The organism is Streptomyces sp. NPDC045678, from assembly GCF_056432085.1.
The window spans coordinates 168571-191675 of the sequence record NZ_JBWKJS010000014.1; the positions used below are offsets into that span (position 1 = coordinate 168571).

Annotated in this window: 8 protein-coding genes and 1 pseudogene; all 9 read left to right on the forward strand. The window is 72.7% G+C overall.

Going from position 1 to position 23105, the window contains the following annotated elements; genetic code table 11:
* Positions 1 to 24: 24 nt before the first annotated feature.
* Positions 25 to 957, forward strand: a complete 933-nt coding sequence (locus tag AC07DO_RS37680; protein ID WP_479066625.1) for an acyl-ACP desaturase — start codon at positions 25 to 27, stop codon at positions 955 to 957.
* A 58-nt stretch (positions 958 to 1015) separates the two neighbouring features.
* Positions 1016 to 1534 (forward strand): annotated as a pseudogene (locus AC07DO_RS37685) (isoprenylcysteine carboxyl methyltransferase family protein); the annotation flags it as partial.
* Positions 1535 to 1852: 318 nt separating this feature from the next.
* Positions 1853 to 2761, forward strand: a complete 909-nt coding sequence (locus AC07DO_RS37690; RefSeq protein WP_479066627.1) for an esterase/lipase family protein — start codon at positions 1853 to 1855, stop codon at positions 2759 to 2761.
* Positions 2762 to 3172: 411 nt separating this feature from the next.
* Positions 3173 to 4360 carry a cytochrome P450 gene (locus AC07DO_RS37695; RefSeq protein ID WP_479066629.1) on the forward strand — a complete coding sequence of 396 codons (1188 nt, stop codon included), beginning with the start codon at positions 3173 to 3175 and terminating at the stop codon, positions 4358 to 4360.
* Positions 4361 to 4365: 5 nt separating this feature from the next.
* The gene (locus tag AC07DO_RS37700; protein WP_479066630.1) at positions 4366 to 4458 is read left to right on the forward strand and encodes a hyalucidin A family RiPP precursor; all 93 of its coding nucleotides are present in this window, start codon (positions 4366 to 4368) and stop codon (positions 4456 to 4458) included.
* Positions 4459 to 4521: 63 nt separating this feature from the next.
* Positions 4522 to 5748 carry a cytochrome P450 gene (locus AC07DO_RS37705; RefSeq protein WP_479066632.1) on the forward strand — a complete coding sequence of 409 codons (1227 nt, stop codon included), beginning with the start codon at positions 4522 to 4524 and terminating at the stop codon, positions 5746 to 5748.
* Positions 5749 to 6454: 706 nt separating this feature from the next.
* Positions 6455 to 7426 carry an ACP S-malonyltransferase gene (locus AC07DO_RS37710; RefSeq protein ID WP_479066634.1) on the forward strand — a complete coding sequence of 324 codons (972 nt, stop codon included), beginning with the start codon at positions 6455 to 6457 and terminating at the stop codon, positions 7424 to 7426.
* 1 nt (position 7427) lies between these two features.
* On the forward strand, positions 7428 to 8534 hold the full coding sequence (locus AC07DO_RS37715; RefSeq protein ID WP_479066636.1) for an acyl-CoA synthetase family protein: 1107 nt from the start codon (positions 7428 to 7430) through the stop codon (positions 8532 to 8534).
* Between the two features lie 152 nt (positions 8535 to 8686).
* A complete protein-coding gene (locus AC07DO_RS37720; RefSeq protein WP_479066638.1) occupies positions 8687 to 23101 on the forward strand; it encodes a type I polyketide synthase in 14415 nt (4804 codons plus the stop codon).
* The last annotated feature ends 4 nt before the right edge of the window (positions 23102 to 23105 follow it).

Sequence of the window (23105 nt, forward strand, 5' to 3'; positions counted from 1 at the left end):
CTGACAAGAAAGGCGTCACGGACCGTGCCCGCCATCCCCGCAGACGTACGCATCCTGATCGACCTCGAACCGGTGGTCGCCGACGCCCTCGACACGCATCTGCGGACCACCGTCGACTGGTACCCGCACCAGTACATCCCGTGGAGCCAGGGCCGTGACTACGACGGTCTTCTCGAGGGGGAGCCATGGGACCCCTCCCAGCAGAAACTGAAGGCGGCCGCTCGGGACGGCCTCCTCTACAGTCTGCTCACCGAGGAAAACCTGCCCAGTTACCACCGGGTGATCGGGGAAATGCTGTCGCTCGACGGCCCATGGGGTGTCTGGGTCAATCGATGGACCATGGAGGAGGCCAGGCACGGCACCGCCATCCGTGACTACCTCGTGGTCACCCGCAGTGCCGATCCGGTGCTTATGGAGGACGCGCGCGCCGCGCATGTGCAGCACGGCTACGAGATCGACTACCGCGGCGACCTCATCGCCTCCCTGGTCTACGTCACCGTCCAGGAGCTCGGCACCCGCGTCAGCTACCAGGGAATTCGCCGACTGTGCGACGAACCGGCGTGCGGGGCCCTGATGCAGCGCATCGCCCACGACGAGAACCGGCACATGCTCTTCTACCGGACCACCCTCCAGGCGTGTATGCGTATGCACCCCGACCGAACGCTGCAGGCTGTGGCCAAAGTCCTCAGGACGTTCCGCCCTCCCGGCCACGCCGCACCCGGCTTCGGCCGGCTGGTCAGCTCCATGGCCAGGTCGGGCATCCTCTCCCCGGAGATCTACTACAAGGACATCGCCCTTCCCTTCGTCCGCATGCTCGGCGCCCTCGACACCACCGGACTCACACCGGTCGGACAGCACGCCCAGGAGGAGATCGCCGCCCACATGGACGAATCAGCGGACCGTGCCGGCAGATACCGCGCCCTGGCCGAACGCCTCAACCGGCTCGCGAACGCGTAATCCGATGGGCGGTCGGGCGAGGATTCCGCCGTCCCGGGAGTGAGAAGGACGATCCGCCATGTCCCTGGGCTGGGCCACGATCCCCGTAAGTCTGTTCGTTCTCATGGCCGCGCTGGCCGCCGTGCGCCTGGTCGAACTGGGAACCGCCCGTCGGAACGCGCGATGGGCCGTCGACCGTGGCGGCGTCGAGTACGGGCGACGCCACCACCCCGTCATGATCCTCCTGCATGTCTGCCTGCTCGTCGGGACCGTTGCGGAGGTCGCGCTCACCGACCGCGCCTTCGTCCCTTTGATCGGTTGGCCGGCGCTGGCCGTCCTCATCCTCGTGCAGGCGGGCCGCGCCTGGTGCATGAGGGCGCTCGGCCCCCGCTGGAACACCCGCGTCATCGTCGTGCCGGGGATACCGCTGGTCGCCACCGGGCCCTACCGCTGGATGCGGCACCCCAACTACCTCATCGTCCTGATCGAAGGCATCGCCCTGCCCCTCGTCCACACCGCATGGATCACTGCCATGCTCTTCACCATCGCCAACACGCCTTGGCTCGCCGTCCGCGTACGCACGGAGAACGAGGTGCTGTGGCCTGCGGAGGGACCAGCGGCGCGGTGCAGCTCTTGGAGCTGTTCGCCGCCCTCGTCAACGAAGCCCTGCTGTCCGCGCCGCGCGTCTCCTACCAGGGCGATCAGCACATCGGGAGCCTCGGCGGGGTGCCCGCGCTACGGCGCCGGTTGTACGTGGCTGCCTCGTCAACCCAGGCGGTAGGCGGAGGTCAACCCGCTGCTGGATTCGCGGGCGGGGCCCCCTTGTTAGCGTCCGGTGCAGTACCTCGACCGGCCTGACGAAGGAGGAACCATGCCTGTACGTGGAGCTGTGCCTGTACACAGAACATCGCGCCTCTTGGCGCACCTCGTGGCTGTGCTGGTGGTCGTGGTGGCCATGCTGGTGACGGGTGGGGCGACGGCCGCTTCGGCGTCCTCCGGCAGCGCTTCCGTGGCCGAGGCACGCGCCGCGGCCCCGCCCCGGGACGACACGGTCAATGAGCCGGTCTACTTCCTCAAGGGCTACCTGGGTGTCTCCTCGGACTCGCCCGGCAGCGACTGCCTGGACGGCTGGCGCCCGGCTCGCGACCTCTTCAGGAGCGAGGGCTGGTCGGGGCCCCTGCACATGGTCGGCTACTACCAGGGCGACGTGAACTGCGACGTCAGGATCGCCACGGGCGACAAGAACCTCTCCATCAAGGAACTGGGGAGGCGGCTCGCCTGGGACATCTACGAGCGCTACTCCAAGAACGGCCAGTCGGTCGACCTCATCGGCCACTCCATGGGCGGTCTGGTCGCCCGAGCGGCCCTCACCGGAGTCGAGCAGAAGCTGGCCGACTGGCCGCCCTACCTGTACGTCGAGGACGCGGTCACCATCGTCACTCCGCACAGCGGTCTGAGGCTCGCGTACTTCTGCTGGCCGTTCGAGCGCACGCAGCAGTGCCGGGACATGCGGCCGGGGTCCGATTTCCTCGACTGGACGGGCGACAACCCTCAGTCGACGCAAGGAACCGACTGGACCCTGATCGGCTCGGCCGACGACCTCGCCGTCCTCGGGTCCGCCGTCGGCATGGAGGAAGCGGAGCACCGGGTGATGTATTACCGGGGCAACGGCTGGAAGCACGCCGACGTCAACGAGAAGACCACCGGTACCTACGAGATGGAGTACCGGAACGAGCCCGGCGACGGGCTGTGGCGCTATGACGCGGACGGCGCGGCTCCGGCCCGCGTCGCGATGAACGCGGCCTACTGGGCGCGGAACTGGTAGGCAGAGGGGCCGGGACGGTCCGGGTACGCCGAGGTTCGGTGTACCCGGACGTGGGTGCTCGGCTGACCTTCAACCACGCCCGCACGGCCCTGCTGACAGCGCTGTCGGGCCCGCCACGGTGACCGCCCGGCCCGATGGAGGGCTCGCGCTTCGGTGAGGCGAAGGGCTACGGCGGGGAGGGGCTCTTGCGTCGGCCGCGTACACGGCGCGTGGCACTCGGGCTCGGACTTGATGACCGGTTCTCCTACCGGGCGACAGACGATGTTCGCGGACGGCTTCCCAGGCCGCCTCCCGCGGAGGAGGCTGTCCCTTGAGCGGTTCGGCGTCACCGGAGGGCCTTGCGATCGCCGATGGCCGGCTCGGCCGGCCGTGTCTGCGGTCTCGACTGCGTGCTGGACCGAGGGGGTTGCCATGCCCAGGTCGTCGTCGCCCGACGGTGCGGTGGCTCCACGGCGTCGCGGCGCGGCCTCCCACCGGGACGACCCACTGGAGTTCCTGGCGGCGGAGTTCGAGGGTGCCGACAGCGACGTGTGGCGCTCGGCGTCGGGGAGGCTGTGCGTGGCGAATCCACAGGCGGCCCGTGAGGTGCTGGGCAACCGGTCGGGCGCCTACAGGGAGACCTCCGACTTCTTCCGCACCCGCGCAGGGGTCCTCGGCCCCAGAACGGCGCAGATCGACATCGGCCGCGCGGCACGCGAGCTGGTGCGCCGCCGACTCGACGCCCGCCGCGGGGACCTGTCCCGCCTGGTCGGCGCACGCCTTGCTCCGACCAGCAGCTGGCCCGACGCGGGCAATCTGCTGATCCGAGAGCACCTGCGGGACGCACTTCTGCACCCGGACGCCCCCGTTGAACTCCTGGCGGCGGTGGACGGCATCATTGCCCGCGCGGTGCTGGCCGGGGCACGAGAGCGCCATACGGTCCTGTCCCGGCTCCGATTCCGCCGCAGCGTGATGCGCTTGCTGGTCCGGGAGGTCCGGGCGCGCCGCAGCAGTGTCGTCGTCGAGCCGCGTGACCTGTTGGACGTCGTCGTCAGTGATGCCGCTTCGGCGACGGACCCCGGCGAGGTGGCCGAGGTCTATCTGTCGTTCCTGTTCGCCACGGTCGGCTCGATCGGATTCGCCCTCGGCTGGGCGGTGTACCTCGTCGCCACGAATCCCGGCACCGCCGCGGACAAGCCGGCGTGGATCGTCCGGGAGGCGCTGCGCCTGTGGCCGGTGGCCTGGCTGTTCGACCGTACGCCGAGCCGCGCACACCAACTGGCCGACGTCACGGTCGGCGCTCGCGACGAAGTGAACGTCTGCCTGTACCTCGTACACCGCCATCCTGAGCACTGGGAGCGCGCGGACGAGTTCCTACCGCGCCGCTGGGCGGCGCCCCCGCACGAACCGGCCTTCATGCCGTTCGGATACGGCCCGCACACCTGCGCCGGGGCGACCCTGACGACGACGCTCCTGGAAGACCTGATCCGCATCATCACCCGCGACTGGCATGTATCGATCACCACGAGCGGCGGCGGACCCCAAAAAGGTCCCGCCCTGGCTCCGCCGCGTTTCACCGCGGAGCTGCGCCACCGAGCCGCCGCCCTGGAAAGGAGGTGAATGGCATGAGGAAGCTCATCCGCACAGCCAAATCGGTCCTCAACATCCGGTCCGGTTACGGCGGGCACCACTTCTGGTACATCTACCACCACATCTGATCGGAACCGGTGTGGGCGGCCTCCACCCGGTCGCTGCCCACACCGGCTGGGAGAGGCAGCGCCATGACCACACCGCACCATGGTGATGACTTCCTGCACGATCTGAGGCTGCGCAGCGCGGCCGAGGGCGGCATCTTCTGGCTCAACGACGATCAGCTCGCCGTCTTCGACCCGGCCGCGGCACGCCTGCTGAGCCGTGCGAACTGGAACGGTCTCCTGATGACCGACCGATTCATCGACATGATCCGGCGCAGGCAGAGCGCACAGATTCCGTGGACGCGCGTACGGACGGCGTGGCTCACCCAGCTGCACACACTCCTCACCGGCGAGCACACCGCCGAAATGATCAAGCGAATGGAACAGGTCACCGACGGCCGGCTCGGTGATGACATCGACCTCGTGCTGCTTGCCCAGGACATCGCCGTGCAGTCCATCCTGCCGGTCGCCCTGTCCGGGCTCACCGCCCGCGAATCGGTGCGGATCACCGAGGACCTGCACCAGAAACTGCTGCGCCTGATCGACCGTCACCCGGGCCGCGGGCTGCGCCATCACGTGCGGTTCGCCGCAGTTCAGGTCCGGGCCGGCCTTGTCGTGCGAAGAGTGCTGCGCGACCGTGCGTCGGGCCGCCGCGCGCGTGAACAGGACCTCACCGACCCGATCGTCGAGCTGCTTCCCGAACTCGGCATGGACCGGGCGCTCGACGTCGTCACTGCCGTGCTCACCGCGATCGGCGGCCCGCCCGGCTCCGCGGCCGCCAGCGTGCTGTACGAACTGGCCCGCAACCCGCGGTGGGCGCTGCGGCTCACCCGCGAGCTGCGAAGCGTGGACGCGGCCGAATTCTGCGCCGCCCCGACCAAGTCGGCGCCGGTCACCCACCGGTTCGTCAAGGAGGTGCTGCGCATGTGGAGCCCTCCACTTCTGCTGGTGCGGGACGCACGGGTCTCGCTCGACGTCGGCTCCGTCCGACTGGAGAAGGGGCAGAGCTACCTGGTCAGTCCGCACATGATCCACCGGGATCGCCGGTTCTGGCAGCAGGCCGACACCTTCGATCCCGACCGTTTCCTGCCCGGTGCACCGCACGGTCCCGCCGACCGGATGTGCTACGTGCCCTTCGGCTGGGCGCCGAAGAAGTGCATCGGCGCGGACATCGGCACGCTCCAACTGATGGCCCTGTGCTATCTGATGAGCACCCGCTACCGCCTGGACGTCCCGAACATCGACACCGTCACCATGGCCTGCCGCTTCGCGCCGGTACCGCAGCGCATGCGAGGCAGTCTCACGCGCGTGTGACCGACGGACCACCCGGGAAGCGGCATCGTGTCCTGCTGTTCCGCGCCGACGACGCCCCTCACCGCCCGGCAGAACCGGGTACCCGCGACGAGCGCTGAACCCGACGTCGCGCCGACCGCGCAGGCCGCGGTGGCCGCAGACGCGCCAACTCCGCAGCGAGATGAGGACGGCCGGAAGCGGTCTTCTGTTCGGAGACGCGCGCTCGTGCGGGGGATACATCGAACAGTTGGCTAAGGCTTCGCGCCACTTCCGGAGGGCCGGATGCGTACGGGCATGTTGCGCGGATGTGTCGTCCTGCCCGTACGGCAACCCTGTGTGGCACCTGCCACAGGCGCGTTCCCGACCCCGCGGGAACGCGCCTGTGGCCTGCGGAATGTATTCCGGGCGCACGGTCTGCGGGGCGTTCGGCGTTGGCTTGTTTGCGCCTTTTCGCTGTGGCGGGCCGACGCACATAAACGGTGGCTGGATCGAGAAGGTGCTGTTCTGCCGTCGCGGCCCCGATGTTAGGCTCCCCTATGTCTCATTCCCGTACCTTTCGGCGTACCGAAACAGCCACCTGATTTCGGCCTCACGTGAATAGCGTGTGGCATATTTAAGGTTGTTGTAGATTTTTAACGTCGAAGCATGGGAAGGTCTTCACCGGTGGTTCGGACTCGGCGCTGAGTTCGTGCGGCAAGAGCTTTTCTGAAGTGTGACAGGAGTAGGCATGCCCCTGGGGTACTTATTCGGCGGTGGCGTCGGGACCGAACCGCACGGGATCGAACTGTATGAGGCGTCACCGCTCGTAAGGCAGCTTTACGAAGAGATATCCGGATGGACCGGCCTGACGGCCGAGCAGATTCTGCGGGGCGAACTGCCCGAGGAGCGGGAGCGCCGGCAGAGCGCCGGAACCATACGCGAAGCGGCGCTCGCCGTCGCCGTGCACGACCTCCTGGCGGACGCGGGCCTGCGCCCGGACGTGGTCGGCGGACTCAGCCTGGGAGCGATGACGGCCAGCTGTCTGGCCGGCGCCCTGGACCGCCGGGCACTGTTCACCATGCTGGCCCGGACGGCCGACGCCCCAGGTCCGCGACCCGACGCCGCCGACGAGGGCATGGCCCTCGCCTTCGTGAAGGCAGCGGACGCACAGACCCCACCCCCCTGGGAAGGGCGCCCCGACGTCTACCTCGCCGGCGACTTCGGCCCCGTCGTGGACGGCTCGCAGCGCATTCTCATGCTCGCCGGTCACCGCACGGCGATCGAGCTCCTGGCCGCCGAGTCCGCTCCCGGCGCGATCGTGCCGCTGCCCGGCCGCAACATCGCCGTGCACTCGCCGCTGCGCCGGCCCTTCCGCGACTTCATCGCACCCCACGTCGCCCGGATGCCGTTCACCGCACCCCGCATTCCTCTGCTTTCCTGTCTGGAGCGCGGAGAGCTGAAAACGGCGGATGAAGTGCGCGAAATGTTCGAGCGCAATCCCACGGACCCGATCAGCCTCGTCGACATCTACGAGGGAATGCGGAGTCACGACGTACGGCTCGGCCTCGTCATGGGCCCCGCCATTCCCGAAGGAATGCTCGCTTTCCCGTTCCCTGTTGTTCACGTGGAAACAACCGAGCATATACAGCTCGCTGTCAGTACTGCCTACGACCTCGGAATCAGCTTCTCCGGAGGCGACTCCGGCGCACGGGAACGCTGATATGCGGGGGGCCGAGCACGCAGCGGGACCCGAAGAATTCCACGCAACCGACCCCGACGTAGTCGTCAAGAAGTGGCTCGACATCGACATCGACGAATGGACGCGCAGAGTCGTGCGGCGCACCTTCGACCCCGGTGACGGAAGCCCCTACTGGCTGAGCCGCCGCGAGCGGCTCGACTTCGACCCGTACGACATCACACGCCACGAGGAACTCACCGCCTTCGGCCCCTTCCCGCTCGCCGACCTGCGCAGCGTGGACCCGGCGGATCTGGTGCCGCGCGCCCTGCGCCGACCGCTCGCCGGCCGCGTCTGGGACACCGGCGGCACGACCGGCACCCCCTGCCGCGTCTTCTACACCCCCGCCATGCTCCGCCACCGCGCCATCTGGCGCCGCTGGTCCTTCGTCCACGAAGGGTTCGCGCCCGGCCGCGGCTGGCTCCAGGCGACACCCACCGGACCGCACCTCGTCGGGCACGGCGCCTGGGAGGTCGCCGATCTGTACGCCGGCCTGGTGTACGCCATCGACATGGACCCGCGCTGGGTCAAACGCCTCATCCGCGAAGGCCGCCCGGCCGACGTCGAGCGCTACACCGGCCACCTCCTGGACCAGATCACCGACGCACTCGACCAGGGCGACATCGACTACCTCAACACCACCCCGGCCCTCTTCGCCGCCCTGTGCAGACGCTCGCCCGAACACGTCGCGGCCCTCGCCGGGGTACGCCTGAGCGGCACCCAGATCAACGCCGCCATGTACCGCGACTTCCGCACGGCCCTCGACGGCGGGATCTGCGGCATCAGTTACGGCAACACCTTCGGCAACGCCGCGTTCCTCGGCGTACCGGAGAACGGCGGCCCGCTCCCGTACATGCCGAACTACCCGCAGGTGACCATGGCCGTGGTGCGCAAGGACGACTGGCGCTCGGTCGTCGCACCCGGTGCCACCGGTCAGGTCCGCCTCACCGTCCTGCACGACGACCTCTTCCTGCCCAACGTCCTCGAACGCGACCAGGCGGCACGCCACCTCGACACCGAGTGGCCCTGCGACGGCGTCGCCGACGTCCGGCCGCTCCAGATCGCCAACACGGCGCCCGAGGGCCTCTACTGACGGAACGTCACCTACGGAGGCTTTTCGCCCCACCGCGGACCCCGGGCCGAGCAGTGCCCCGGCGCGCCGCCGTGCCCGCGTGAGCCGTGCCACCGGCCCGCGCCCCGCAGTCCCTGTCCCGTAGTCCCCTGTGCGTGCTGAGGAGCCATGGCGTGAACGTGCCCGAATCCCCTGCCGGGACCTCCCTCCTGTGGGCCCTGTCCGGCGACAGCAGGGGCGCCCTCATGGCGCAGGCGCGACGGCTGCGTGGCCACCTGCGCACCCTGCCCGAGTGGAGCCCCGCGGACGTCGGGCTCGCCCTCGCGCACACCACGGCCGGGCAGGGACGGCGTGCCGCCCTTGTCGCCCGGACCCGCGAAGAGTTCCTGGAGCACCTCGACGCGCTCGCCCACGGACGCGGCGCCTCCGGCCTCGTCGAGGGATCGGGCGGCCCCGCCACCGGCGTCGCCTTCGTCTTCCCGGGTCAGGGCTCCCAGTGGCCCGGCATGGCCGCCGAACTCCTCACCGCCGCACCAGGGTTCACACGGCGCATGGACGCCTGCGCACAGGCCCTCGAACCCTTCGTCGACTGGTCCCTCATGGACGTGCTGCGCGCCGCCGACGGCGCGCCAGCCCTGGAACGCCCCGACATCGTGCAGCCCGCCCTGTTCGCCGTCGGCGTCTCGCTGGCCGGACTCTGGCGCGACCACGGCGTGGAGCCGTCCGCGGTCCTGGGCCACAGCTGCGGCGAGATCTCCGCCGCGGCCGTCGCCGGCGCACTCTCCCTCGACGACAGCGCCCGCGTCGTCGCCCTGTGGAGCCAGGCACAGGCCACCCTGTCCGGACGCGGAGACATGGTCTCCGTCATGGCCCCCGTCACCGATGTGGCGGCCCGACTGGAGGAATACGGCGGCCGTTTGGGGGTCGCCGCCGTCAACGGGCCGAGCTCCGTGATCGTCTCGGGCGACACCGACGCCGCCACGGAACTCGTCGCCCGGCTCACCGCCGAGGGCCTCCACGCACGCCGCATCGCCGTCGGCCTCGCCGCCCACTCCCCGCACATCGACGCCATCGTGCCGCGCCTCCACTCCGACCTGGCCCCTGTCCGGCCGCTCCCCGGCGACCTCCCGTACTACTCCGGCCTCACCGGCGACCGCCTGCGGGAGCCGCTCCTGGACGCCGACTACTGGGCCCGCAACCTGCGCAACACGGTCCGCTTCCACGAAGCCACCGCGGCCCTGCTGCGCGACGGCCACCACACTCTCCTGGAGATCAGTCCCCACCCGGTCCTCACCACCGCCCTCCAGGCGACCGCCACCGAACAGAACCTCACCGCCCACACCGGCGCGACCCTGCGCCGCGGTCACGGTGGCCGCTCCCAGTTCCTGACCGCGCTCGGCGAGGCGTACGTCCACGGCGTCACCCCGGACCGCGCGGCCGTCTTCGCCGGACTCGACGCCCGCCCCGCCGAACTGCCCGCCGACCTGTGGGAGGCCGACGACGACACGGTCACAGGCGCTCCGGTCACACGCGCCACGGACACAGAGGACACCGGGGCGGCCCTCCGCGACGAACTAGCAGGACTCACCGCCGGCGGACAGCGCGAGCGCCTGCTGCGTGTCGTGGGCCAGGAGGTCGCCGCGGTGCTCGGCGACGCACGGCCCGTCGACCCCGACGCCACGTTCACAGGCCTCGGCCTCGACTCCGTGACAGCGGTGGAGATCCGCAACCGCGTCGCCGCTGTCACCGGCGCCGGAGCGCTGCCCGTGACCGCCGTCTTCGACCACCCGACACCGAGGGCGCTCGCCGAGGCCCTCAGGCACGAACTGCTCACCGACCCCTCCCGAACGGACCGGCACGCGGACCCGGGGGGCCCGCAGGGGCACGGCACGACCGGCCCGGCCCCGGACGACGACCCTGTGGTGATCGTCGCGATGGGCTGCCGCTATCCCGGCGGCGCCGACAGCCCCGAGCGCCTGTGGCAGCTCCTGTCGGACGGCACCGACGCCGTGACGCCGTTCCCCGACAACCGCGGCTGGAGCGCCGGGCGTGCCTGCGCCCCCGAGGACATGGCGCCCGGCCGCCACTACCAGCGCGAGGCCGGGTTCCTGCACGAAGCCGACCGCTTCGACGCCGAGTTCTTCGGCATCTCGCCCCGCGAAGCCCTCGTCATGGACCCGCAGCAGCGGCTGCTCCTGGAGACGTCGTGGGAGACCCTCGAACGCGCCGGCATCGACCCGCACACCCTGCGCGGCAGCCGCACCGGCGTCTACGTCGGCGCGATGACCATGGACTACGGCCCCCGCCTGCACGAGGCGACGGACGGCAACGGCCACCTCCTCACCGGCAACACCGGCAGTGTCGCCTCCGGCCGCATCGCCTACGCCCTCGGCCTCGAAGGCGCCGCCGTGACCGTCGACACGGCCTGCTCCTCGTCGCTCGTGGCCCTGCACCTCGCGGCACAGTCGCTGCGCCGCGGCGAGTGCGCCCTCGCGCTCGCGGGAGGCGCCACGGTGATGCCGACGCCGGGCATGTTCGTGGAGTTCAGCAGCCAGGGCGGCCTGGCCGCCGACGGCCGCTGCAAGGCGTTCTCCGCACAGGCCGACGGATTCGGCCTGGCCGAGGGTGTGGGCGTCCTGCTCCTGGAGCGGTTGTCGGACGCCCGCCGCAACGGTCGTCCGGTGCTGGCGGTGGTGCGGGGGAGCGCGGTCAATCAGGACGGTGCGAGCAATGGTCTGACGGCGCCGAACGGTCCTTCGCAGCAGCGGGTGATTCGTGCGGCGTTGGCTGACGCGGGGTTGTCGGCGAAGGATGTCGACGCGGTGGAGGCGCATGGTACGGGGACCACGTTGGGGGATCCGATCGAGGCGCAGGCGCTGCTGGCGACGTACGGCCAGGAGCGGGTGGAGGGGCGGCCGTTGTGGCTGGGTTCGCTGAAGTCCAACATCGGCCACACCCAGGCCGCCGCCGGGATCGGCGGCGTCATGAAGATGGTCCTGGCGATGCGGCACGGCTTGCTGCCCCGGTCCCTGCACAGCACCGAGCCGACGCCGTACGTGGACTGGAGCACCGGCGACGTGCGGCTGCTCGGCGAACCCACGCCCTGGCCGGAGAGCGACCGGCCCCGCCGGGCGGGCGTCTCCGGATTCGGGATCAGCGGGACGAATGCTCACGTGATTCTGGAGCAGGTGCCGGAGGACGCCGCCGCGCCGGCTTCCGAGGTGCGTGCGCCGGTGCCGTGGGTGTTCTCGGCGAAGTCGCCGGAGGCGTTGCGGGAGCAGGCGGCGCGGCTGCTGGAGGCGTGCGGTGAGGACGTCGTCCGGATCGGCGACGTGGGCCTGTCGCTGGCGGTGACCCGCGCGCTCCATGAGTACCGGGCCGTAGTGGCCGGAGACCGCCGACAGCTGTGGGAGGGCGCGCGGGCGTTGGCCTACGGCGAGCCGTCTCCGCTCGTGGTCGAGGGCCGGGCCGCGCGGCTCCTCGGGACGGTGTTCGTGTTCCCCGGTCAGGGTGCGCAGTGGGTGGGCATGGCGCGTGAACTCCTGGATGAGTCGGTGGAGTTCGCCGGGTTCATGGGGGAGTGTGGGGCGGCGCTGGCTCCCTACGTGGAGTGGTCGCTGTTGGATGTGGTGCGCTCGGGCGAGGGGTTCGAGCGGGTGGATGTGGTGCAGCCGGTGCTGTTCGCGGTGATGGTGTCGTTGGCGCGGTTGTGGCGTGTCTACGGGGTGGTGCCCGATGCCGTCGTCGGGCATTCGCAGGGGGAGATCGCGGCGGCGACCGTGGCCGGTGGGCTGTCCCTGGCGGACGGGGCGAAGGTCGTCGCCCTGCGCAGCCGGGCCATCGTGCGCCTCGCCGGGCAGGGCGGCATGGTGTCACTGGGCATGTCGTCGGAGTGGGTCGAAGAGACCATCGCGGCCTGGGACGGACGCCTGTCGATCGCGGCGGTCAACGGACCCTCGGCGGTCGTGGTCTCCGGAGACACGGACGCCTTGGACGAGCTGCTCGTGTCCTGCGAGGCGGGCGGGGTGCGGGCGCGGCGCATCGATGTGGACTACGCCTCGCACTCGGCCCATGTGGAGCGAATCGAGGGCGAGTTGACGGCGGCCCTGGACGGCATCACGCCGGTCCGCGGTGACGTGCCGCTCTTCTCGACCGTCACGGGGGAGTGGCTGGACACCTCGGAGATGGGGGCCGGGTACTGGTACACGAATCTGCGGCGCACGGTCGGCTTCGAGGCGGCCGTACGGGCCCTGGCCGGTGACGGCTTCGGCGCCTTCGTCGAGGTGAGTCCGCATCCGGTGCTGGCCATGGCGGTCGAGGGGACCCTGGAGGCGGCCGGGGCGGGTGGTGTGGTCCTGGGCACGCTCCGCCGGGACGAAGGCGGGCTCCGGCGGATGCTGCTCGCTCTGGGGCAGGCCCACGCGCACGGCATCACGGTCGACTGGTCGCCCGTCTTCGAGGGCACCGGAGCCATCCGCACCGACCTGCCCACCTACGCCTTCCAACGCGAACGGTTCTGGCTGGAGGCCGGGGAGGCCGGGGAGGCCGGGGAGGCCACGGAGGTCGCGGCGCAGGCGTCCGACGCGGACGGGGAGACGGACGGGCTGTGGGAGGCGCTCGCCGGTGCGGAGCCCGCGCGCCTCGCGGAGACGTTGCGGGTGACTCCCGAGGCCCTGGACGAGGTGCTGCCCGCGCTGGCCGTCTGGCGTGCGGAACGGACGCGGGAGCGGCGCGCCGACTCCTGGCGGCACCGCGTGGGCTGGCAGCCGTTGGACCTGCCGCCCGCGTCGGCGCCGGTGGGGCGCTGGCTCGCCGTGTGCCCGGAGGAGGGGGCCGCGGAGGAGGGAGCTCCGAAGGAAGGGGACGCGGACGACGTCGTACGCGGACTCGTGGCGGTCGGCCTCGACCTCACCGTCGTCCGCGGTGGGGGGCCAGGGACGAGCCGCGCCGCGCTGGCCGACGCGCTCGGCTCCGCGGCCGGGGAACTGCCCGTGGCCGGTGTCCTCTCGCTGCTCGCGGACGAACGACGCCCGCATCCCGAGTACGCCGAGCTGCCGGGCCGGCTCGCACTCAGCCTCGCGCTCGTGCAGGCGCTCGGAGACGCGGGGATCGACGCACCGCTGTGGTGCGTGACGCGCGGCGCCGCCTTGGTCGCACCCGGGGAGCGGCCGGGCGCCCCCGCGCAGGCGGCCGTCGCGGGGCTGGGCCGCTGCGCCGCGCTCGAACACCCCAACCGTTGGGGTGGGTTGGCGGACCTGCCCCACGATCCCGACGAGCGGACGCTGCGGAGGCTGTGCGCCGTACTGACGTCCGTGACCGACGAGGACCAGGTCGCGGTGAGGTCGACGGGCGTCCACGGACGGCGCCTGCTGCCCGCGCCGGTGCACGGTGAACTGCCCGAGAACGACGATGCGTTCGGGCACGGCACGGTTCTCGTCACGGGTGGCACCGGCGGCGTCGGCGCCCACGTGGCGCGGTGGCTGGCCGGACGTGGCGCCGGGCATCTGCTCCTCGTCGGCCGGCGCGGGCAGCGGGCGCCGGGCGCGGACGCGCTGCGGGCCGAGCTGGCGGAGTCGGGCACTGCCGTGACCGTGGCGGCGTGCGACGTCGCCGACCCCGAGCAGGTGACGGAACTGCTCGGAACGCTGCCGCAGGACCGCCCGCTGACCGCGGTCGTGCACGCGGCGGGCGTCCTCGACGACGGCATGCTGGACGACCTCACACCCGCGCGGCTCGCCGTGTCGCTCCGGGCCAAGGTGACCGCCGCCGAGGTCCTGCACGAGGCGACCGCCCACCTGGACCTCTCCGCCTTCGTCGTCTTCACCTCCGTCATGGGGGTCGTGGGCAACGCCGGGCAGGCCAACTACGCCGCCGCGAACGCCGCGTTGGAGTCTCTCGTCGCCTCCCGGCGGGCCGACGGGCTGACCGGCACCGCCCTCGCCTGGGGCGCCTGGGCCGCCGGTGAGGGCATGCTCGTCGACGGGGTCGCGGGCCGGCTGCGGGACCGTGGTCTGCCCTCCATGGAGCCCGCGGCCGCCGTCACCGCCATCGGACGCGCCCTCGCCGAGGACGACGCGCTGGTCGTCGTCGCCGACGCGGACTGGCGGCGGTTCGCCGATACGACGGGACCGCGCGCCGCCACGCTGCTCGCCGGGCTGACCGGCCGCGACGACGACAGCGGTGGGAGCAGGACGGGCGGTTCCAAGGGGGCTGGCAGGTCCGCGGGGACCGAGGGGGCGTTCCGCGAGCAGCTCGCCGCCGTGCCCGCCGCCGAACGGGCCCGGTTCGTCACCGACCTCGTCCGTACGCACGCGGCGGCCGTCCTGCGGCACACCGTGCCCGACGCCGTGCACTCCGAACGGGCCTTCACCGACATGGGGTTCGACTCGCTGACGGCGGTGGAGCTGCGCAACCGGCTGGCCGCCGCCACCGGCGTACGGCTGCCCGCCACCGTGCTCTTCGACCGGCCCACACCGGCCGTCCTCGCCGAGTACCTCTTGGGCGAACTGGGTGAACTGGGCGAACTGGGTGAACTGGGCGAACTGGGTGCACGGGGTGAACTGGGCGTAGCGAGTGAACTCGGTACGCCCGGCGAGACCGCCGACGCCCCGGCCCTTCACGGCTCCTCCGCGACCCCGGCTCCCCACGACGGCGAACCCATCGCCGTCGTGGGCATGGGCTGCCGGTTCCCCGGCGGCGTACGACGCCCCGACGAGCTGTGGCAGCTGCTCGCCGAGGGCCGGGACGCGGTCACGGAGTGGCCCCAGGACCGCGGCTGGGACACGGCCGGACTGTACGACCCCGACCCGGACCGGACCGGCACCACCTACTGCACACAGGGCGCGTTCCTCACGGACGCCGCCGACTTCGACGCCGAGTTCTTCGGGATCTCGCCGCGCGAGGCGCTCGCCATGGACCCGCAGCAGCGGCTCCTCCTGGAGACCTCGTGGGAGGCCGCGGAGCACGCCGGGCAGAATCCGGCCGCGCTGCGCGGGCGCCGCGTGGGCGTGTTCGTCGGCACCAACGGCCAGGACTACATGAGCCTCGCCGGTGGCGACCCCGAGGTGTCCGAAGGGCACCTCCTCACCGGCAACACGGCCAGCGTGATGTCCGGCCGCATCTCCTACGTCCTCGGCCTCGAAGGGCCCGCCCTCACCGTCGACACGGCCTGCTCCTCATCGCTGGTCGCCGTCCACCTCGCCGCCCAGGCACTGCGGCGCGGCGACTGCGACCAGGCGTTCGCGGGCGGCGTCACGGTCATGAGCACGCCCCGTCTCTTCGTCGAGTTCAGCCGCCAGCGCGGCCTGGCCCGCGACGGGCGGTGCAAGGCGTTCGGGGCGGGCGCCGACGGCACCGCGTGGGGGGAGGGCGCCGGAGTGCTGCTCCTGGAGCGGCTGAGCGACGCCCGCCGCGACGGCCACCGCGTGCTCGCCGTGATCCGGGGCTCCGCCGTCAACCAGGACGGCGCGAGCAACGGCCTGACCGCCCCGAACGGGCCTTCCCAGCAGGCCGTCATCCGCGCCGCGCTCGCCGACGCGGGCCTGCGCCCCCACCAGGTCGACGCCGTGGAGGCGCACGGCACGGGCACCGTGCTCGGCGACCCCATCGAGGCGCAGGCGCTCCAGGCCGTGTACGCGGGGCGCCCCGCCGAACGGCCGCTGTGGCTCGGCTCGGTCAAGTCCAACATCGGGCACACCCAGGCCGCGGCCGGAGTCGCCGGGCTCATGAAGACCGTGCTCGCCCTCGGCGCCGGTGAACTGCCCGGCACGCTCCACGCCGACGAACCGAACCCGCACGTCGACTGGTCCGCCGGCGACGTACGGCTGCTGACCGGGCCCACGCCCTGGCCGGAGACGGACGAGCCGCGGCGCGCCGGAGTCTCCTCGTTCGGCATCAGCGGCACCAACGCCCACATCGTCGTGGAACAGGCGCCGCCCGCCGCGGCCCCGGCGGACGACTGCGCGCCGGAAACCGGTGTCGCCGTGCCGCTGCTGCTCTCCGCCCGCACCCCGGACGCCCTGCGAGCCCAGGCCGCCCAGCTGCGTACGCATCTCGTACGAGCACATCTCGACGACGGCCTGCGCACCCATCCAGACGACGGCCTGCGTACCCACCGCGACGACGACCTGCGCACCCACCCCGACGACGACCTGCGTACACACCTCGAAGACCTACGCACACGCCCCGAAGACCTACTTCCACACCCCGACGAACACGCCGCCCGTCGCCTCGCGGACGTGGCCCACGCCCTCGCCACCCGGCGCGCCGCCCTCGACCACCGCGCCGCCGTCCTCGGACACGACCCCGACGCGGTCCTCGCCGCCCTGGACGCCCTCGCCGACGGGACGTCCTCCGGACGACTCGTCACCGGCCATGCCGCCGCGCCCGGCCGGACCGCCTTCCTCTTCCCCGGCCAGGGCAGCCAGCGGCCCGGCGCGGGCGCCGAGCTGTACCGCACCGAACCTGTCTTCGCCGACGCGCTCGACGACGTCCTCACCCATCTGGCACCGCACCTCTCCCCGGACCTCGGAGTGCCGCTGCGCGACGTCATGTTCGCCGCCCCGGGTACTCGTGACGCCGTACTCCTGGATCGCACCGGTTGCACCCAGCCCGCGCTGTTCGCCCTTCAGGTGGCGCTGTTCCGGCTGATGGAGCACTGGGGCGTACGACCGGACGTGCTGCTCGGGCACTCCATCGGCGAGCTCGCCGCCGCCCACGTGGCCGGGGTGCTCGGTCTGCCGGACGCCTGCGCCCTCGTCGCCGCGCGCGGCCGTCTCATGGACGCGCTGCCCGGCGGCGGCGCCATGGTCGCCGTGGAGGCCGACGAGGAAGAGGTCCGGGTGCTGCTCGCGGAAGCGGGCACCGGGTCGGGTGCCGACGCGGACAGTGTGTCGGTCGCCCACAGGGACAGCGTGTCGATCGCCGCTGTCAACGGGCCGCGCTCCACCGTCCTGTCCGGTGACCGCACGCCCGTCCTCCGCCTCGCCGAAGCCTTCCGGGCGCGGGGCCGCCGTACCAAGGAACTCACCGTCAGCCACGCCTTCCACTCGGCGCACATGGAGGAGATGCTCGGCGAGTTCCGCTCCGTGGCACGGCGGATGACGTACGAGCCGCCGCGCATCCCCGTCGTCTCCAACCTCACCGGCGAGCGGGCCGCCGCGGACGAACTGTGCGACCCCGAGTACTGGGTGCGGCACGTCCGGGGCACCGTCCGCTTCCTCGACGGCGCCCGCACCCTGCTCGCCGAATCCACCACCAGCTGCCTCGAACTCGGCCCGGCCGGCGTCCTGTCCGGCCTCGTCGAGGAGTGCCGCACCGCCGGGGACGACTGCCGCGCCGTACCGCTGCTCCGCGAAGGACGCACCGAAGCCGAGTCGCTGACCGGCGCCCTCGCCACCCTGCACGTCCGCGGCGTACCCGTCGACTGGACCGCGGGAGCCCCCGCCCGCACACCCCAAATCGACCTGCCCACCTACCCGTTCCAGCGCCGCAGGTACTGGCCCGCGCCGCGCCAGGACCGCACCGCCGACCCCGCCGGCGCGGCGGACGCCTGGACCTACCGCGTCACCTGGCGCGCCCTGCCCGACCCGGCCTCCTCCGCCCGGCTCACCGGCACCTGGCTGCTCGTCGTGCCCGAGACCGCCGCGGGCGCGCCGCTCGCCGAGGCGTGCCGGGGCGCGCTCACCGGGCACGGCGCCGATGTGTCCCTCCTCGCCGTCCCCGACGGCGTCGACCGGGCCGGGCTCGCGGCCCGCGTACCGTCCGGCGTGAGCGGCGTGCTGTCGCTGCTCGCGCCCGCCACCGGGCCCGAGACCACCCTGCTGCTCGTCCAGGCCCTCGGCGACGCGGGCGCCGACGCCCCGATGTGGTGCGTCACCACCGGCGCCGTGGCCGTGGACGGCGGCGGCCCCGACCACCCCGGCCAGGCCGGGGTGTGGGGGCTCGGCAGGGTCGCCGCACTCGAACACCCGCAGCGCTGGGGCGGTCTCGTGGACCTGCCGGAACAGCCCGACGACACCGCCCTGCGGCGCCTGTGCGCCCTGCTGTCCGGAACCGTGCGCACCCGCGACGGCGGCTGCGCCGAAGACCAGGTGGCTGTCCGCGCGGACGGCCTCCACGGCCGCCGCCTGGTCAGGGAGCCGGTCGCCGGTCACCGCCGTACGTCTGATGAGGGCACGCCCGCGTGGACCGCACGCGGCACCGTCCTCGTCACGGGCGGCACCGGCGGCCTCGGCGCGCACGTGGCCCGCCGGCTCGCCCGGAGCGGCGCCGACCACGTCGTCCTGACGAGCCGTCAAGGGCCTCGGGCGCCCGGTGCGGCCGAACTCGTCCAGGAACTCACCGCGTCGGGTACGCGCACCACCGTCGCGGCGTGCGATGTCGCCGACCGGTCGGCCCTCGCGGACCTCCTCGCCCACCTCGCGGCCGGTGGCGACACCGTACGGGCCGTCTTCCACGCCGCCGGTGTCACCTCCGACACCCGCATCGCGGAGTGCACACCCGCGCTGCTCGCCGAGGAGACCGCGGCCAAGGTGCGGGGAACCGCCCACCTCGACGCCCTCCTCGGCGACGACCTGGACGCCTTCGTGCTCTTCTCGTCGGTCTCCGCCACATGGGGCAGCGCGGGGCAGGGCACCTACGCGGCCGCGAACGCCCTCCTCGAAGCCGTCGCCGAACGGCGGCGCGCACAGGGGCGTGCCGCCACCTGTGTGGCCTGGGGGCCGTGGGCAGGGGCGGGCATGGCGCAGGGGGAGACGGGCGCGGGGCTGCGCCGCCTCGGCCTGGTCCCGATGGCACCCGAGGCGGCACTCGGGGCGCTGTGGCGGGCCCTGGAGCGCGACGACAGCGGCATCGCCGTCGCGGACATGGACTGGGCGCGCTTCGCACCGGCCTTCCGTTCAGGCCGTGAGAGCGCTCTGTTCAGCGACCTTCCCGAGGCGGCGCCCGAGCCGCAGCAAGGGGTGGCGGGGGAAACGGAGCCCGATGCCGCCGTCCGCTGGCGCGAGCGGCTGGCCGGCCTTTCCGACGCCGAACGGCACCGCGTCCTCACCGAGTTCGTGCGCGCCGAGGCGGCCGCCGTCCTGGGCCACGACTCGACGGCCGCCGTCGACGCCGGGCGGCCCTTCCACGACATCGGCTTCGACTCGCTCACCGCCGTCGAACTGCGCAACCGCCTCGCCGACGCCACCGGTCTCACGCTGCCCGCGAGCACCGTCTTCGACCACCCCACGGCCACGGCGCTCGGCGACCGCCTCCACGACGAACTGACCGGCGCGATCCCCGCACCGAGCACGTCAGTCGCCACCGCCGCTGCCTCCGACGAGCCGCTGGCCGTCATCGGCATGGCCTGCCGCTTCCCCGGCGGAGTCCGGAGCCCCGAGGACCTGTGGGACCTCGTCGCCGGGGAGCGGGACACGATCGGCCCGCTGCCCGACGACCGCGGCTGGCCGCTCGACGCCCTCTACGACCCCGACCCCGAGCGCGAGGGCACCTTCTACACGAGCGGCGGCGGATTCCTCGACGGCGCGGGCGACTTCGACGCCGAGTTCTTCGGGATCTCGCCGCGCGAGGCGCTCGCCATGGACCCGCAGCAGCGCCTCCTCCTGGAGACCTCGTGGGAGGCCCTCGAACGCGCGGGCCTCGACCCCGGGTCGCTGCGCGGCAGCCAGGGCGGCGTCTATCTGGGCGTCGCCGGGCAGGGGTACGGCGCCGGGCCACAGGATCCGAGCGCCGACGTGGAGGGCCACCTGCTCAGCGGCACGGTCACGAGCGTCGCCTCCGGACGCATCGCCTACACCCTCGGCACCGAGGGCCCCGCGGTCACCGTCGAGACCGCGTGCTCCTCCTCGCTCGTCGCGCTCCACCTGGCCGGACAGGCACTGCGTGCCGGGGAGTGCTCCTTCGCGCTCGTCGGTGGCGCCGCCGTCATGGCGTCCCCCGACGCGTTCGTGGAGTTCAGCCGTCAGCGCGGCCTCTCGCCCGACGGCCGCTGCCGGTCCTTCGCGGACGCCGCCGACGGCACCGGCTGGGGCGAGGGCGTCGGCGTCGTGGTGGTCGAGCGGCTCTCCGAGGCCCGCCGTCAGGGGCATCCGGTCCTCGCCGTCGTCCGTGGCTCCGCCGTCAACCAGGACGGCGCGAGCAACGGCCTCACCGCCCCGAGCGGTCCCGCGCAGGAACGCGTCCTGCACCGTGCGCTCGCCACCGCCGGGCTGACCGGCGGCGACATCGACCTCGTCGAGGCGCACGGCACCGGCACCACACTCGGCGACCCCATCGAGGCGCAGGCCCTGCTCGCCGTCTACGGCCAGGACCGCCCCGAGGAACAGCCGTTGTGGCTCGGCTCGCTGAAGTCCAACATCGGCCACACGCAGGCCGCCGCGGGTGTCGCGGGCGTCATCAAGACGGTCATGGCCCTGCGCCACGGCCTGCTGCCCCGCACCCTCCACGTCGACACACCCTCCACCAAGGTGGACTGGTCCAAGGGCGCGGTACGGCTGCTGACCGAGGCACGGCCGTGGGACGACACCGGCCGCCCGCGCCGCGCGGGTGTCTCGTCGTTCGGCATGAGCGGAACCAACGCGCACGCGGTGCTCGAACAGGCCCCGGATGAGGCCTGGCTGTCGCCGTCGTCGGAGCGGCCGGCCGCACCCGAACCGATCACTGGCGACACCGTGGCGCTACCGCTGTCCGCCGCCTCCGTACCCGCCCTGCGCGACCAGGCCCGCCGTCTGCGCGAGCACGCCGAAACGGCGCCCGAGCGGCCCCTCACGGATCTCGCCCACGCGCTCGCCACCACCCGCACCGCGTTCCGCCACCGCGCCGCGGTGACCGGCCGGACCCGGCAGGAGATCCTCGGCGCGCTCGCGGCGCTGGGTAATGGGGCACCCGCACCCGGCGCCGTCACGGGCCGCGCGGGCGAGGCGCGGGCCGTGTTCGTCTTTCCCGGGCAGGGGTCGCAGTGGTCGGGGATGGCGCGTGACCTCCTGGATTCGTCACCGGTGTTCGCTGCTCGTGTGGCCGAGTGCGGTGTGGCTCTCGCTCCGTTTACGGACTGGTCGCTGGTCGACGTGCTGCGTGAGGTTCCTGGTGCGCCGTCGCTTGATCGTGTTGATGTGGTGCAGCCGGTGTTGTTCGCGGTGATGGTGTCGTTGGCGGAGGTGTGGCGGTCGTACGGGGTGGAGCCCGCTGCCGTGGTGGGGCATTCGCAGGGGGAGATCGCGGCTGCCTGTGTGGCCGGGGCGCTGTCGTTGGAGGACGCCGCCCGCGTCGTCGCCCTGCGCAGCCGGGAGTTGCTGCGCCTCGCGGGCCGTGGCGGCATGGTCTCCCTGGCCGCACCCGAGGAACGCGTACGGGAAATGCTGCTGCCGTACGACGAGCGGATCGGTGTCGCCGCGGTCAACGGTCCGCAGGCCGTCGTCGTCGCGGGCGAGCCCGCCGCGCTGGAGGCGCTGCTCGCCGACTGCGAACGCGAGGCCGTACGGGCCCGGCGGCTCCCCGTCGACTACGCCGCCCACTCCGCTCAGGTCACCGACGTCGGCGACGCGCTGCGCACCGCCCTCGCCGGAGTGCGGCCCCGCACCCCGAACGTGCCGCTGTACTCGACCGTGACCGGGGACGTCGTCGACGGAGCCGTACTGGACGCGGGCTACTGGTACCGCAACCTGCGCGAGCCGGTCGAGTTCGCGCGCGCCACCGAGACCCTGCTCGCCGCCGGGCACGACCTGTTCGTCGAGATGAGCCCGCACCCGGTGCTGACCGCCGCGGTCGCCGACACCGCCGAGCGGGCGCAACTGCCCGTCGCCGCCGTCGGCAGCGTACGCCGCGACGACGGCGGCACCGACCGCCTCCTCGCCTCGCTCGCCGAGGCGTGGACGCACGGCGCCACCGTGGACTGGGCCGCCGTGCTGCCCCCGCCCACGACCCCGCACGTCCCCCTGCCCACCTACGCCTTCCAGCACGAGCGGTACTGGCTGCCCACCCCGGGCCGGTCCGCCGGCGTCGCGGCGACGGCCGCAGTCACCGTCCCCGAACCCGCGGCCGGACCGCCGGAGACCGACCCGGCGGCCGAACTCACCGCGCAGCTCGCCCGGTTGGACGATCCCGACCGCCGCCGCACCGTCCTCGACCTGGTCGTCGCGCACGCCGCCGCCCTGCTCGGACACGCCGGCACCGCGTCCGTCGAGCCCGAACGCCCCTTCTCCGACGCGGGGTTCGACTCGATGCTCGCCATGACGTTCAGAAACCGCCTCAGCGAGGCGACGGGGATTCCGCTGCCGCCCACCGCGGTCTTCGACCATCCCACGCCCACCGCGCTCGCCGGCCACCTCCACGAACGGCTCGCCGCGCCACCCGAACCGGAACGGCCCGTCCTCGCCCAACTGGACCGACTGGCCGACGCGCTGGCCACCGCGGGCACGGATACACCCGACGCCGACGAGATCGGCGCGCGTCTGCGGGAGCTGCTGCGCGCCTGGAACGGCCGCAGACCGCGGGAGAACGGCGGCACCGACGGGGCGGAGGGCGCCGACACGACCACCGCCACCGCCGACGAACTCTTCGAACTGCTCGACAACAATTACGGCGCCTGAGGGA